Source organism: Paraburkholderia sp. GAS42, assembly GCF_050436565.1.
In the GTDB taxonomy this organism is placed as follows: Bacteria; Pseudomonadota; Gammaproteobacteria; order Burkholderiales; family Burkholderiaceae; genus Paraburkholderia.
This window is the reverse complement of record NZ_JBNDML010000017.1, coordinates 111,543-125,801: the sequence shown is the minus strand read 5'-3', so window position 1 is coordinate 125,801 and position 14,259 is coordinate 111,543. Positions and strand designations below refer to the sequence as shown.

The following is a 14,259-nucleotide window of genomic DNA, read 5'->3' as shown; positions in this document are numbered from 1 at the left end:
AGCTCTGAATGACTCGTCTATACTCACGTGATACAGGTCGCCTGAGCGACTGCAAGAAAAGCTGCGACGTGAGAATGTCCGTCGTCAGGCAGGCCGAACAGGCTTAAGGAGACACACATGAGTAGCCAGGCTCAACCATTCGCGCCGGTTGGAATCGAGCAGTTCGGCGTCCACAGCAGCGCTCCTGGGCTGGAATATTGCGTATCGACTTCGGGCCCTTATCTGCTTGAAGTGACAAACTCTTCGGACGTAATCTGCCTTCTTCTCGGCAACATCAACTCGCGGACTCGCTACGACGATGGTCCATCATTGCCACTCATTTTCAGGGCGGAAACAGCAGCTTTCCATCCGAAAGGAAGTCGCATGCTCATCGATGCGAAGGAGGTCCGGCACAGTTTCATTGCTTTTCATTATTCGGACGGGTTCCAGCGCGCAGTGACCGATCAGGAAATCGAGAGGCTGCGCCGATGCGGCAGTGTGGACAACATTGGCGCTGCAGCGATTCAGCATCTGGCGCGCTACGCACGGCAAAAAGTCTCTGCCTCTGCGATGCCTGACCCATGGGAAATCCAGTGTCTTGCTACGCTGACTTATATCGAAGCGACCCGCCACCTTGAATCCTCAAAGGGGCAACGCAAAATTGCGATGTCGGACGCGGAGTTCGCGCGACTCGAAGAGTTCATAATCGGAAACATATCGCTCAACCTGACGTGCGGCGACATTGCTGCAGAGTTGGCGCTTCCCATTCGCGTCGTAGTTGACGGAGTCAAAGGGAGGACCGGTTATTCACTTTATCGGCTCGTTCTCGACAAACGCATTGACGTGGCCGCAACCATGCTGCGCGAAACCGACGCGCGAATCTGCGACGTCGCTGCCGAATGCGGATTTTCATCACAGCAGCACATGACCAGTCTTTTCTCTGAACGCCTGGGCGTCACGCCGCTACGGCTCAGAAAAAACGTCGAAGCGAATATCTAGGCATGCAAAGCAGCGAGGAACGCTTTCGTCCACCAGCATGAACTGACCGACATTCTTTCCAACTAGCCCTTGAGACTGAAGAATTGCCGGACGGTTTGCGCTTTGATGCGTCGGAAGACGCCGCTTCGCTTTGCGATGTCGGTTCAGACGCAAGCGGTCCGCAGCGAGTTCATCGATCTGCGGACGCACCGCGAGCAGGCCTTTGAGCCGGCGAATGGCCTTTGCGAGACTCCTGCGCTCTCCTTCGAGCAGCTCGCGCGTCCAGTTGACAAATCTCTAGTACATCGCCCCCCATGAGCGAGCGAATATTTCACAAAAATCGCTAGCTATTGCTGACATAGAAATTGTCTTGTGCCGAATGATGCCGATCGTTCGTCGAATATCGGGATTTGAAATCTGCACCGTCTTTATGCTTGAGCTCGGATGCGCCGACAAGACCAAGGACGGCAATATCGCACATCCGAGTCCGGCCTCAACCAATGCAACTACACAAGATATATGCTCTACCTCGTAAAACCAACGAAGACTGATTGATTCGTGACCAAGCAAAAGTTCCAGCAGTAGCCGGTTTCCACTGTCGCGGCCGCCTATGATGAGTCGCACGTTTTTTAACTCGTCCAGCGACAGTCTCTCAGATTCTGCCAAGGGGTCGTCGCGATGCACCGCAAGCACATAGCTGTCCGTCAATAACGGCTCGAAGCTCAAATCTTCGTCATCGCCGGGGTCCATGCTGATCCCGAACTCAGCGAGCCCGGCGCGAACCTGACCCAGGACAAAGTCGTGATTTCCGTCGAATATCTGTACCCCGACTTGGGGATATTTTTCGGCATAGCTGCGTAGAACGTCTGGCAACATCCGCATCACGACTGTCGGAATACTCGATAGCCGCACTTTTCCGAACCGCTTCTCGGCTATCTCCCGAATTGATGACAGCATTGTCCCCAACTGCGACATCTGCTGTCTTGCCATGGGAAGGAACTGGCGCCCGACGCCGGTCAACGTGACGCTGCGCGTCGTGCGGTGCAGAAGTTCGACACCGAGCGTCTGTTCGAGCTTCTGGATGCGCCGTGACAGCCCTGGTTGCGTTAAATGTAACTTGTCCGCTGCCCGCTGGAAGCTGCCTAGCTCTGCGACGGCCACGAATGCCTCAAGTTCAGAGTTTTCGACTTTCATAGCTTTTTCGCATGAATCCCTAAGTGACCGGCATTGGACGCGGTGTTTTTGTGGAACAACCATTGTCGCTGAAACGAAACTGTCATTGCGGCAAAACGCTCGGCTGCCCGCGTCTTTCCGCCCTTGCTGCCGCCACAACCGCGAAAGAGACACTGATGCATTTCGATTTGCTCATCAAGAACGGGGACGTCATTGATGGTACCGGCGAGGCTCGCTTTCGCGCAGATGTTGGCGTTTGCGGCGACCGCATAGAAGCCGTTGGCGACCTGTCTGACTCAACGGCGAAGGCCGTCATCGACGCGACCAGCAAGGTCGTATCTCCGGGTTTCATCGACAGTCATACACACGACGACGCATACCTGCTGAGCCACCCCGACGTCCTGCCGAAGATCTGCCAAGGTGTCACTACCGTTATTGGTGGCAACTGCGGCATCAGCCTCGCCCCGCTTCGATCGCACGCCATTCCACAGCCACTTGACCTGCTGGGTCTCCCGAGCGCCTTCTGCTTTGATACGTTCGCGCAATACCTTGATGCGGTCGATGAGAATCCGGCGGCCGTGAATCTTGCGGCTCTGGTTGGTCACTCGACCCTGCGCGTGCGGCATATGAAAGACCTGTCGCGTCCCGCGAATGCCGACGAGATCGCGAAGATGGCTGCGGACGTCGAGGAAGCCTTACAGGCAGGAGCCATCGGCGTCTCGTCCGGCACGTTCTATCCGCCGGCGGCTGCGGCTAGCACAAGGGAGTTGATCGAAGTATTCGAGCCCATCCGTCGAAACGGCGGTGTATTTGCGACTCATCTCCGGGATGAGACAGTAGATATCATCCCATCGCTCGAAGAGGCGTTTGAGATTGGGCGAGCCGTCCGTGCAAACGTGGTGCTTTCGCACCACAAGGTCGCAGGAAAAGATAATCACGGACGGTCAGTCGAGACGCTCAAAATTATCCATAAGCAGAGCAAGCTGCAGCCGCTCTGCCTCGATTGCCACCCGTATCCGGCTACTTCCACGATGCTTCGTGCAGACCGCATTCGGCAGTCCTCTCGTGTAATGCTGGCCTGGTCCACCCCGCATCCAGAACTTGCAGGAAAGGACTTCGCCGACATTCTGCCGCTGTATGACGGATCAGTCGATGCCGCCATTGAGGATTTAAAGCCTGCGGGCGCCATCTACTTTGTAATGGATGAGGCCGATGTTCAGCGAATTTTCTCCTACGAGAGGACCATGGTTGGTTCGGACGGTCTTCCTAACGATACCGCGCCACATCCTCGGCTATGGGGTACGTTTCCTCGCGTGTTGGGACATTACTCCCGCGAGCTGAAGCTGTTTCCGCTCGAAATGGCGGTGCGAAAGATGACTGGCCTAACGGCCGAGCAGTTTGGTCTAATGGGTCGAGGTCATATTGCAACTGGCAAATACGCCGACCTCGTGATTTTCGACGCAGAACGCGTCCTGGACCGCGCGACTTTTGCAGCCCCGACGCTCCGGCCTGAAGGCATCGAGCACGTTATCGTCAATGGCGTGCCAGTGTTTCAGCTTGGAGAATTCACCGGCGCCCGGCCGGGGCGCGCTTTGCGGCGTCGTACCGCCGACGCGATTTGAATTGCAGTGCCCACATCCACACGGAATAGTCATGGCCACCCAGAATCACACGGCGACCGTACACGGTGCCGCAGCGAGCACGTCGACCGTCTCGGTAGACGCCGTCTACCGGAAACTCGCCATCCGTACCGTTCCGCTCATCCTGCTTTGCTATTTCTTCGGTTATCTCGATCGCGTGAACGTCGGCTTTGCGAAGCTGCAGATGATGAGCGAGCTCAACCTGAGCGAGGCCGCATATGGCATTGGCGCCGGGCTGTTCTTTTTGGGTTATCTGTTTCTTCAGGTTCCGGCTGGCTATCTGGTGAAGCGAATCGGAGTGAGGGCTTGCCTTGCGGGCTCGATGTTCACCTGGGGCATCGTTTCCATTCTCACGTTGCTAACGAGCAATCAATCGACCTTCTATGCAGTGCGGTTCCTGCTTGGTTTGACGGAAGCCAGTTTTTCTTCCCGGCCGTCATCGCCTACTTCAGCATCTGGTTCCCGTCATTCCGCCTGAGCAAGGTCATGTCACTGCTGTTTCTGGCAATGCCGCTGGGGGTCATCGTTGGAGGGCCGCTGTCTGGCTGGATTATGGACGCGACCCACGGAAGATACGGATTGCATGGCTGGCAATGGATGTTTCTCCTAGAAGGACTGCCAGCAGTAGTGCTCGGCATCGTCCTGAAGAGCGTTATCGTCGACGGCATCGAGGACGCAAAGTGGCTCAGCGCGCCTGAGATCACTATCATCCGTGCGGAACTGGCCAAGGAGTCAATCGGCAAGAAAGCGAACCTTTTACCCGCACTGAAAGAACCGACACTCTGGTTGCTGATCGCCACGTCGTTTCTATATAACATCGGCAACTATGGTCTCGTGTTCTGGATGCCAACGATGATAAAAGCGTTTGGCAGCCTCACAAACTCCCAGACTGGGCTTATCAGCGCGATCCCCTACCTGGTCGCGGCGACAGCAATGGTACTGAACGCGCAGCACTCTGTACGAACTGGCGAGCGGCGCTGGCATACCGCCGTCCCCGTGTTCATCGGTGGTGTTGCACTCCTCGGCAGCGTCGCCACTTATGCATTACCAGTTGCTTCGATTGCGTGCCTGACTGTCGGCGTGGCCGGAATCATGAGCACCCTCGCCATGTTCTGGAGTCTGCCTTCCCGAATTCTCACGGGCTCGGCCGCCGCTGGTGGAGCTGGTCTCGTGAATGTTGGCGCGTCAGTCGCTGGTTTCGTCGGCCCATCTACCATGGGGCTTCTGAAGCAGATCACCGGAAATACGGCTGCAGGCGTAGGGTTGCTGGCATTGACATTGTTCGTCGCAGGGCTGCCTATTCTGGCAATTCCTCGCCGTTATATGTCTGCTGGCTGACTAATTCCAGTGACAGGAAATAGATTTATCCCGGAAATCGCAACAAAACTCCGTCCTTCAGGGCAACGATGAATTGCGCATCTGGAAACGAAATCCGTCGATTCAAGCTGTCCGCGTCTTGCAGTGCCTATACGTTGATATTTCACTCCATCAACGTACCGAACGCCGGAGCGTCGCAGTGCACCGCAATGCGGGCACGCATAAGCGGTAGCTGCATGGAGATCGGACCGTGCATATCAAACTGCCTCACACGGGTCGGCTGATGCAACGAAGATGAAGCGCGTTCCGATATGTCGGTCGCCCTCTTCGGTAATTTGTGTGATGACAACATCCCAGATGTATGCGTGCGGTCAGCCGAATCGACCACGAACATATAGGCGCGGGAGAATCTCGACGGACGCAAAAACTGCCCGGCCACAGGCCGATCGACGGCAACTACAGCAAATCGTTCCACACTAACGACTCAAGTGCGTTATGTCCGATGAGCATTTTCTTCCAGAAGACGCGCGTCAAACTATTTCCGACTAGCGTACGAGAGAATAGAAATTCGGAACGTTGCTAATAATAATTCCCCGTCATTCTTTCGCGTATGCGCGACACTCCAAGGTTGAGGACGGGGAAAGACGTCAACTCGACGATACCTGGTCAAGCAACCGTTTCAGTGTGTTTCGTCCTTCTCCCGACAGTGCAGCCAGAGGCGCACGTGGAACACCGACGTCAAAGCCTGCAAGCTGAAGCCCTGCCTTGATCGTAGTCGGAAGACCACCTTTGAGGATGAATTCCAGAATGGGCAACTGCTGATAAAACACCTCGCGCGCACGATCAAGCTTCCCTTCGATGACTGCTTGATACAGCTGCAGCGTTAGATTTGCGATCAGGTTAGGGGCAGCGGTACACCATCCGGCAGCACCTGCGACGAATGCTTCAAGTGCCAGAGGATTGCTCCCGTTGTAGAAAGGGATCCCGCCGTCGGATAATTGGTAGAGTTTGTGCATGCGTTGAATGTCACCAGTGCTCTCCTTTACCATCGTCACGCTGTCGATTTCACGGACTAGGCGTGCGATGAACTGCGGGCTCATGTCGATGCCACTTGTCGCTGGATTGTTGTAGACCATAATCGGAATGCTCACCGATTTTCCAATTTTCACATAGTGTTCGAAGATTTCCTGCTCTGTCAGCTTCCAGTATGAAATCGGCAATACCATGACTGCGTCAGCGCCCAATTTTTCGGCAAATTTCGCACGACGAACTGCGTTTCGCGTAGTCAAGTCCGAAATCCCAACTACCGTTGGAACTCGTTTTGCCACCTGCACGATCGAAGCCTCCGCAGCCTGATCCCACTCTTCATCTGAAAGATACGCACTCTCTCCCGTACTACCGAGTGGTGCGATTGCGTGGACGCCATCAGCAATCAACCGTTCAATCGAGAGCTCTAGCTTCTTTACATCAATGCCATCGTCGGTCGGATGAAACGGTGTGATTGGGTACGCGATAATGCCCCTGAACTTCGATATAGACATGATTTTTCCTTTGATAGTTTGGTAAAAAATCGCAACAATACTTATTCAATACAATCGCCATGTTTTCCCAAAATTCGACGAACGTAGTAGCTGAATGCTATCGCGTGTCTCTTCGGAGTTGATATCCAGTCGTGAGCTTCACGTCCCAGCTCGGGATCGATAGGTTTGATTTCGCCAGCGGCCATCGCAGTCAGTTGCATGTGTGCCGCCCGCTCAAGAAGAAGCGCGAGCACACACGCCTCCTCGACCGTTTTTCCTGTAGTGAGCATGCCGTGATGCGCCAGCAGAATCGCCCTCTTGTCGCCAAGCGCACCGGAAATAATCTCCCCTTCCTCATTGCCGACTGGCACCCCGGGCCATTTCTCCAGGAACGCGCAATCGTCGTAAAGCGGACACAGGTCCATGTGCGATACAACGAGGGGCACCTCAAGCATCGACAGTGACGATGCAAATCGCGGATGGGTGTGGATGATGCAGTTCACATCCTGTCTAGCTCGATAGACCCAGGTGTGGAAGCGATTTGCCGGGTTGGGCATCCCTTTTCCATCGAGAGTCTTGAGATCCTGATTCACTACCAGCAGATTCTGCTGCGTGATCTCATCAAATCCGTGGCCAAAGGGTTGCGTATAGAACGTCTCAGGCTGCTCAGCGCGTGCGGTGATTTGTCCCGCCAGCCCGGAGTCATGCCCTCCCTCAAACAGAATGCGGCACGTTAGTGCCAACTTCTGGCGAGTCGACCACTGCTCGTCCGTCAATTCGCTGTCCATCTGCGAAAGAGCTCGAGCGACAAGTTCAGTCTTCGATAATTGAAGGGTTTTAGCCATATGTCACTCTCTAATAGGTCTGGTACTTCCCAGTCACTCCGCACGCTGCGCATCACTGGGCCTGAGAACCTGTTCTAGCCCGACCCAACGTAGAGTCTGACGCCCTCTGCGTCGGGCCGTCACAAATGCACTTCCGGCGGGTGTCTACACGCGAGCCTGCTGCGGCTAACGCAAACTCTTCACCGTCCGCATCAAAGATCCGGATGAGCTTGCGACCACGGAGCCAGGGCCTCGAATGCGCGTGCGACGCCAAACGTTGCTGCGTCCTCGAACGGGCGACCGATGAGCTGAACGCCTGTGGGAACGCCCGAACTGCTGAATCCGGAAGGCAGCGAAAATGCCGGGCACTGGCTAAGCAGATTGAACGGATACGTCAGCGCCCACGCAAGAAATGCGTCAACCGGTTTACCGTTGATGCTGAAACCAGGATCGTCGTTCTTGTGGTCAGCCTTCAAGGCTGGCAACGCGAGCGTCGGCGTGACCAGAACGTCGTGGTTCGCCATAATCGGCGACAGACGTTTCCACATCTGCGAACGAACAATCTCCGTTTGCTTGACTCGAACAGCGCTATGCCCAAGCCCCTTCTCCAGCAACTTACGCACAAACGGATCCATCTTGTATTGCCACTGCGGTATGTGCTGGTGCGCAATTGTTGCGAAGAGGCCTTCCCAGTGCGTGACCCACGCGTCATAAGTCAGATCACTCCAACCCACATCGACCTCTTCCACAATTGCGCCGGCGGCCGCCATCTTCTCGACTGCGAGCTTCGTATTGCGCGCGACCTCGGGGTCAATCTCGAAGTATCCGAGGTCCGGAGAGAATGCAATGCGCACTCCTTCCATGCTTCCGCCGGCGGCTTGATCCGTTGGAATATCCATTCGATCCCGCAAACTCGTAATGTCGTCTCGATCCTGCCCCGACATAACATTGACCATTCGTGCAGCGTCACCCACTGTCCGGGTGATCGGGCCAATATGGATGATCGACTCGAACATCGTGTCAAGCAGCAAACCGGGAATGCGGCCGTATGAAGGCTTAAACCCGACAGTTCCGCACATCGAAGAAGGCATGCGAATCGAGCCTCCACCGTCATCTCCCTCAGCGATTGTTGTCATACCAGCCGCAACCGTGACCGCTGAGCCGCCAGACGAACCACCACTGCTGTACTCTTGGTTCCATGGGTTTCGGGTGATGCCGTATAAGGGGCTGTGGCAGTGGCCGCAATGCGCGAATTCGGGCGTGGTTGTCCGGATATGCATGATCGCGCCTGCGTCGAGTAGCCGTTGAACCGCTGGCAATGTCCGATCTGCAGGAACCCCTTCGAAAATCTTCGAACCCCACGTTGTCGTCACACCTTTCATTGGGTGCAGCTCCTTGATCGCAAGCGGGATGCCCTCAAGCGGACGAACATCTGCGCCTGAGCGATAACGCTCGCTCGCCACCTCTGCCTGTTTCAGCGCCTGCTCGTAAAAGCGATTCGTGATCGCATTGACGACCGGATTCACGGCTTCGCACCGGGCAATGACTGCCTTCATCAAATCAACAGGTGAAAAATTGCCGTCACGAAAGCCTCGAATTGCTTCCTCTGCACTGACATAGTGAAGTTCTGAAGTGGCATGCTCAGAGGTTTTCAAAAGCGTGGACATGATTTCTTTCCTAATAGCTAGCGATCAGGTAAAAGCAGCCGGCGCGACTTCGCACCAGCCCGGACTCAAGCTCCTTCAGGAGCAACAGCACCGAACAACTCACGTTCCAATTCGCGATCGTTCGAGGATTCATCAATTTTGACTTCCCGCTTGATTTTTCCCGATTCCATCAGGTAACCACGGGTGGCTAATCTTCGTGCGAAGTCAAGGTTTTGCTCTACCAGTAGGATCGCAAGTCCACGGCCGACAGATACTCTATTCAGGACATCCGCGATATCATCCAGAAGCGACGGCTGGATGCCTTCAGACGGTTCATCGAGCAGCAACACCTTCGGCTCTGTGATCAACGCACGTGCCAGCGCGAGGAGTTGCTGTTGCCCACCGCTCAGGCTCCCGCCAAGATGTTTCAATTTTGGCTTCAATGATTCAAAGTAGCTGAGTAGCTCGTCGATCAGGCGCGCAACGCGAGTAGTTTCGAAACCTGAGGCGTATGCGCCGACAAGAATGTTTTCCATAACCGTGAGCTGGGAAAAAATCTGTCTGCCTTGGGGCACGTATGCAACTCCTCGTTTTGCTCGCTCATGTGCAGCAAGCGTCGTGATGTCGATCCCTTCGAGGCGGATTGAACCACGCTTGCAGGGCAACGCGCCGCTCAGCGCGCGCACAAATGTAGTCTTGCCTACACCGTTCCGACCAAGCACAGCTACTGTCTCGCCCGTGTCGATATCGATTCCAGCTCCTTCAAGGATGGTGATATCACCATACCCAGACCAGACATCTCTAGCGCTGAGTAGCATGTTTTCTCCCCAGATAGGCGTCGATGACAGTCGCATCAGCAGTAATTTCGTCGAAACTGCCCCGTTTAAAGATTGCCCCCTGATGAAGCATTGAAATTGGCGCATTGAGTGCGCGAATGAAATTCATATCGTGCTCCACCACGACCACGGTATGGCTCTTCGCAAGCTGATGAATCAGTGCGACAGTGGCCAAACGCTCCTCCGCCGTCATCCCGGCTGCAGGCTCATCAAGAAGGATCACCGACGGATTTTGCGTGAGCACCATGGCGATCTCGAGCCATTGCTGCTCGCCGTGTGCCAGCTTCGATACCACCGCGTCCATCCTGAGATGCAGACCGACAGTAGCAAGCGTGCTCCTGACATGCGGCGATGGATGCTTAGCCGTCGACCGATAGCGAGCGAGCGCGAGATTTTCTGCAACGGTCAGCCCGGGAAAGAGACTTGGAACCTGGGTCTTGATGCCCAAACCGCTTCGGGCGCGTTTGTAGGTCGGAGACGTGGTCACCTCCACGCCATCCAGTTCAATTGATCCGCTAGTCGCCGTGTGGCGTCCGGTCAATACGCCAAAGAACGTGCTCTTGCCCGCGCCATTCGCACCAATCACCACATGGACTCCTGGCCCGCCGAAATCCGTGGTCACACCACGAAGCACAGAAATGCCGCCGAAGTTCTTCTTCACTTCGATGGCACGCATATTGCCTTTCGACGTAGGTGTAACGTCGAGGTCATCGAAAGCCATCTGCGTATCGCTCGAAAGATTGGCTAGCGCCGCCGTGTGCGATTTTCCTTCGTCTCCATTACGCCGGGTGCGCACTGCGCGACGAGCTAGCTTTGCCAATGACGGAAGGACGCCAGATGGTATGAGGAGAACGGTTACAATTAGCAACAGCCCGAGCACGAGCGGAGTTTGCTCACTTATCACGGCATCCGCAGAGTCCGAGATCCACTGCACGAGCACGACGCCCGCGAAGGACCCGAGTAACGACCCGCGACCACCCACCATGACCCAAATAACTACTAATGCCGCTTGAGATAGGCTGAAGAGAGATGGGTTAACAAAGGTGCCCCAAGCTGCGAACAAAGCTCCACCGGCCCCGGCGATGCCACCGCTAATTACAAACACAGTAAGCTTCAACAGTCGGATGTCATAACCCAGCAATTCCATCCTGAGCTCGTTTTCGCGCACCCCGGCCAACATTCGGCCGAACCGGCCAGTCACTATGAATTTCACCGCTGCGTACAACAGTGCAGCAAGGCATATCGCGAATGCGAGCAGTTGCGGCGGCGCGAACTCAGCATTATTAGCGTTTCCAGGAAGGCCGAGAGCTATCGAAGGCACTGAAGGAATGCCATTGAATCCACCCAACAGCGCTTCGCCGATGTGATATTCAGGGCCCGAGGTGCTAGACATGACGGTGTAGAACACCAGGGTAACTGCGAGCGTCACGATAGCAAAATATACGTCTCCGATCCGTCCATAGAACAGCACGTAACCCATAGCGCCAGCGAATACCGCAGACGCCAGTACAGCGACGATCACCGAGCTCCCGGTTTCGTGCGTCACTGGGAAAAAATTAACCGCTGCGACAGCATACGCGTATGCGCCGACACCAAACAGCGCGTTTTGCCCGAAACTGAATATTCCGGCCTTCCCCCAAACCAGATCTAAGCTAAGAGCAACAATTCCAAAACTGAGCCACAACACGCTTTTAAGTTGCAACGCCACACCGATGTGCGGGATCAGGACAATCGCCGCTATTGCTAGCAATATGGGACACACAAGCCCGCGTCTCGTTGCCAAGCGTAGCCAGTCCAGATATGAAGTAACGTCCGAGTCTATGCCAGCGGAATCAGCCTGGTGAGCATCGCGGAAGTTCTGACGGATCTGCATAAATTCCTCTATCTCGTGATGGCTCAGAACTTGCGGCGCCATGAGGCTGATAAACCACCTGGCATGAAGCGGATGATGACCATCGCCGTAACAAGAAGCGCTGTCACACCCCAGAGAGTTGTGAGCAGTTGTGACACAACGTTGGCAATGCTTCCTAGCAGAACAGACGATGCAACTGTGCCAACCAGGAACGCTGGGCCACCAGTAACAACAGCCATGAAAGCCTGAGCAACGTAGGTTTGCCCCATTGCAGGGCTAACCGCGATAACGGGGGCGATCAGTCCGCCTGCCAAACCCGCGAGTCCACATCCCAGCGAGAACGTAATAAGATTGACACGAGGAGCAAATACGCCAAGTGCGCTGGCCATTTCTGGATTCTGAGCGGTAGCACGGGCCAAGAGGCCGTATCTGGTCCGTGTGAAAATGAGATAAATAGCGGCGACCATTGCCAATGCTGCTAACGGTAAAACGACAGCCGAATAGATCGACACCGAGTAGCCTCCGAAGCTGGCGGCTCCAAGCGGAGTCGCTATGCCCGGCGATGTAGTTCCAAACAGGTCGACTGCAAGCTGAAAAAGAACAAGACTTAAACCAAAGGTGACAAGAAGAGTGTCTACTAGTCGCAACTTGTACAGCGGGCGTACCAATGTGACTTCCACTACTGCACCGACGACCGCGCTCGTTAGCCCGGCAACCACAATGGACAGCCACAGAGGACAACTAGCAAGCCGCACGAGTGTCACAACCGTGAAGGCGCCAACCATGAGAAATTCGCCGTGGGCCATGTTCACAATCTTCATCAGACCGAAGATCAATGCAAGACCTAACGAAATAAGCACGAGAATCGATACACTCGTGAGGACGGACAGGCATATCACAAGCAACGCTGACATCACACTCTCCTAGAACTTCGGATTGATCATCCGATGCGAGGATGCGTCTTTGCCTGTCAGATCGCAGGTGCCTGCACCTACGACCTCTCGCGATGGCTTAATCTGGCCAAACGTTTGAAGGATCTCATAGCCGTGCTGCCCAGACACTCTAGCCAGATGAATATCCTGGATATTTCTATGCGATGGTCCGTCTGTGGAAACTCTGCCTGTAGGACCGACGTACGGAACGCCCGATTCAAGGGCCGCCACAACTTTGGCTGTGTCCGTTGAGCCTGCTTTTTCGACGGCAACTTTCCATTGCTGCCAGCCGTTCCAGACCTGCGCCGGCGGATCGGAGATCGGTCCCGCGTTGGGGTACATCTTCTTGAACCCATCCAGAAAATTCTTGTTCTCCGGCGTGTTCAGAGATTCGAAATATGAATAAGCGACCACGATACCGCTCGATTCCTCTGGCGTTAAGACCAGTTGTTCGTTGCCGAGCCCGAAAGTTGGTGAAATGATTTTTATGGACTTGTTTAGGCCCGCTGCTGCAAACTGCCGATAGAAAGCAATATGATTATTTCCAATGAGATTCGACATTACCACCGCAGGTGCGGCAGTTTGAATTTTCCGGATTGTCGAACCAAAATCAGACACGTCGAGCGGCACGTACTCGACGGCCTTGATTGATCCTCCTGCTTTGCTGACGAGCGACTGAGTCCACGCAGTAGCTACATGACCATAAACGTAGTCTGCAGCCACGACATAAAACGTCTTCCCCACATTTTTTGTTGCCCATTCGATCAAAGGGGCTTCCTGTTGAATGCAGTCGCTGCCCTGCATAAACGTGAACTTGTCGCACTCTCCGCCTTCGTCGATAGTCGGAAAAAAAAGGATCTTTCCATATCTGCTCAACACCGGTCGAGCAGCTTCCCGGGATGCGCCAGTGAAGCAGCCGACGACTGCCGCGATGCGATCGTCAGATCCGATCTCCTGCGCGTACCGTGAATACAGCTCAATCTTCGACTGTGTGTCGTAAGTGTGCAGAACGAGCTTTCTTCCGAGGACGCCACCTGAACGATTTATCGCGTCAACTGCATATTTTGAAACATTCATTGCCTGAACACCGTAGATGTTCAGATTGCCGGTCATGTCAAACATGCTTGCAGCATGAATGGCTCCATCTCCCGCGTCAGCTGCCTTCCCTACGAGAGGAACTCCCACGGCTGCCGCACCTATCCCAGCCATAGAAAGTTTCAACAGGTCTCGGCGCGTCAGGCCAGATTTGAAGTTAGTCGCGTCTACTGCTTTTCTTGATGGCTTCTGTTTGGACTGGTAATTCTTCATGACCTGATCGTCCCTATTCAATGTTGAGTTCGACCGCCAATTCCTACTGAATGTCTCTCAGGCTCTGGTTTACGAAACTCGCACATCAGGCCTTAGCTCTCGAAATAGCCAAATTCACATAGTTTGAGCACGCGCTTTTTTCTTGTAACTAAATAGTTATACTTACCACACAAGAATAATTTGTTCGATCAAAAGCGTCACAGGATGTATATCATCGTGCCCGTTCGGGGCCTCCAAACTAGGCTTGGATAGAT

Annotated in this window: 12 protein-coding genes; 4 read left to right on the top strand and 8 right to left on the bottom strand. The window is 54.6% G+C overall.

The window, feature by feature from the left end:
• Nucleotides 1-117: 117 nt before the first annotated feature.
• Complete coding sequence (locus P3T16_RS23970; RefSeq protein ID WP_429344156.1) at nucleotides 118-978, top strand: helix-turn-helix domain-containing protein; 861 nt, start codon at nucleotides 118-120, stop codon at nucleotides 976-978.
• A 276-nt stretch (nucleotides 979-1,254) separates the two neighbouring features.
• Here the strand turns inward: P3T16_RS23970 and P3T16_RS23965 are convergent, their stop codons facing one another.
• Nucleotides 1,255-2,151, bottom strand: coding sequence for a LysR family transcriptional regulator (locus tag P3T16_RS23965; RefSeq protein ID WP_429344155.1), 897 nt, complete (start codon nucleotides 2,149-2,151; stop codon nucleotides 1,255-1,257).
• A gap of 155 nt (nucleotides 2,152-2,306) precedes the next feature.
• Here P3T16_RS23965 and P3T16_RS23960 point away from each other — a divergent pair, with 155 nt between their 5' ends.
• The 3 genes from P3T16_RS23960 to P3T16_RS23950 are packed head-to-tail and all read left to right on the top strand — an operon-like array spanning nucleotide 2,307 to nucleotide 5,108.
• Complete coding sequence (locus P3T16_RS23960) at nucleotides 2,307-3,752, top strand: N-acyl-D-amino-acid deacylase family protein (protein WP_429344213.1); 1,446 nt, start codon at nucleotides 2,307-2,309, stop codon at nucleotides 3,750-3,752.
• A gap of 31 nt (nucleotides 3,753-3,783) precedes the next feature.
• Nucleotides 3,784-4,248, top strand: a complete 465-nt coding sequence (locus P3T16_RS23955; protein WP_429344154.1) for an MFS transporter — start codon at nucleotides 3,784-3,786, stop codon at nucleotides 4,246-4,248.
• A gap of 8 nt (nucleotides 4,249-4,256) precedes the next feature.
• Nucleotides 4,257-5,108, top strand: a complete 852-nt coding sequence (locus tag P3T16_RS23950; RefSeq protein WP_429344153.1) for an MFS transporter — start codon at nucleotides 4,257-4,259, stop codon at nucleotides 5,106-5,108.
• Nucleotides 5,109-5,734: 626 nt separating this feature from the next.
• On the opposite strand, the gene P3T16_RS23945 is transcribed toward P3T16_RS23950, so the two are convergent.
• From P3T16_RS23945 to P3T16_RS23915, 7 genes are all read right to left on the bottom strand, one after another.
• Nucleotides 5,735-6,628: a dihydrodipicolinate synthase family protein gene (locus P3T16_RS23945; RefSeq protein ID WP_429344152.1), complete on the bottom strand. Its 894-nt coding sequence runs from the start codon at nucleotides 6,626-6,628 to the stop codon at nucleotides 5,735-5,737.
• Between the two features lie 41 nt (nucleotides 6,629-6,669).
• The gene (locus P3T16_RS23940; protein WP_429344151.1) at nucleotides 6,670-7,452 is read right to left on the bottom strand and encodes an aldolase; all 783 of its coding nucleotides are present in this window, start codon (nucleotides 7,450-7,452) and stop codon (nucleotides 6,670-6,672) included.
• 191 nt (nucleotides 7,453-7,643) lie between these two features.
• Nucleotides 7,644-9,098, bottom strand: coding sequence for an amidase (locus tag P3T16_RS23935; protein ID WP_429344150.1), 1,455 nt, complete (start codon nucleotides 9,096-9,098; stop codon nucleotides 7,644-7,646).
• 65 nt (nucleotides 9,099-9,163) lie between these two features.
• Nucleotides 9,164-9,895, bottom strand: a complete 732-nt coding sequence (locus tag P3T16_RS23930) for an ABC transporter ATP-binding protein (protein WP_429344149.1) — start codon at nucleotides 9,893-9,895, stop codon at nucleotides 9,164-9,166.
• Nucleotides 9,879-11,828: an ABC transporter permease subunit gene (locus P3T16_RS23925; RefSeq protein WP_429344148.1), complete on the bottom strand. Its 1,950-nt coding sequence runs from the start codon at nucleotides 11,826-11,828 to the stop codon at nucleotides 9,879-9,881. Before P3T16_RS23925 ends, P3T16_RS23930 begins: the two co-directional genes overlap by 17 nt.
• Nucleotides 11,810-12,679, bottom strand: a complete 870-nt coding sequence (locus P3T16_RS23920) for an ABC transporter permease subunit (protein ID WP_429344147.1) — start codon at nucleotides 12,677-12,679, stop codon at nucleotides 11,810-11,812. Before P3T16_RS23920 ends, P3T16_RS23925 begins: the two co-directional genes overlap by 19 nt.
• Before the next feature lie 9 nt (nucleotides 12,680-12,688).
• Nucleotides 12,689-14,005, bottom strand: coding sequence for an urea ABC transporter substrate-binding protein (locus P3T16_RS23915; RefSeq protein WP_429344146.1), 1,317 nt, complete (start codon nucleotides 14,003-14,005; stop codon nucleotides 12,689-12,691).
• Between the last annotated feature and the right edge of the window lie 254 nt (nucleotides 14,006-14,259).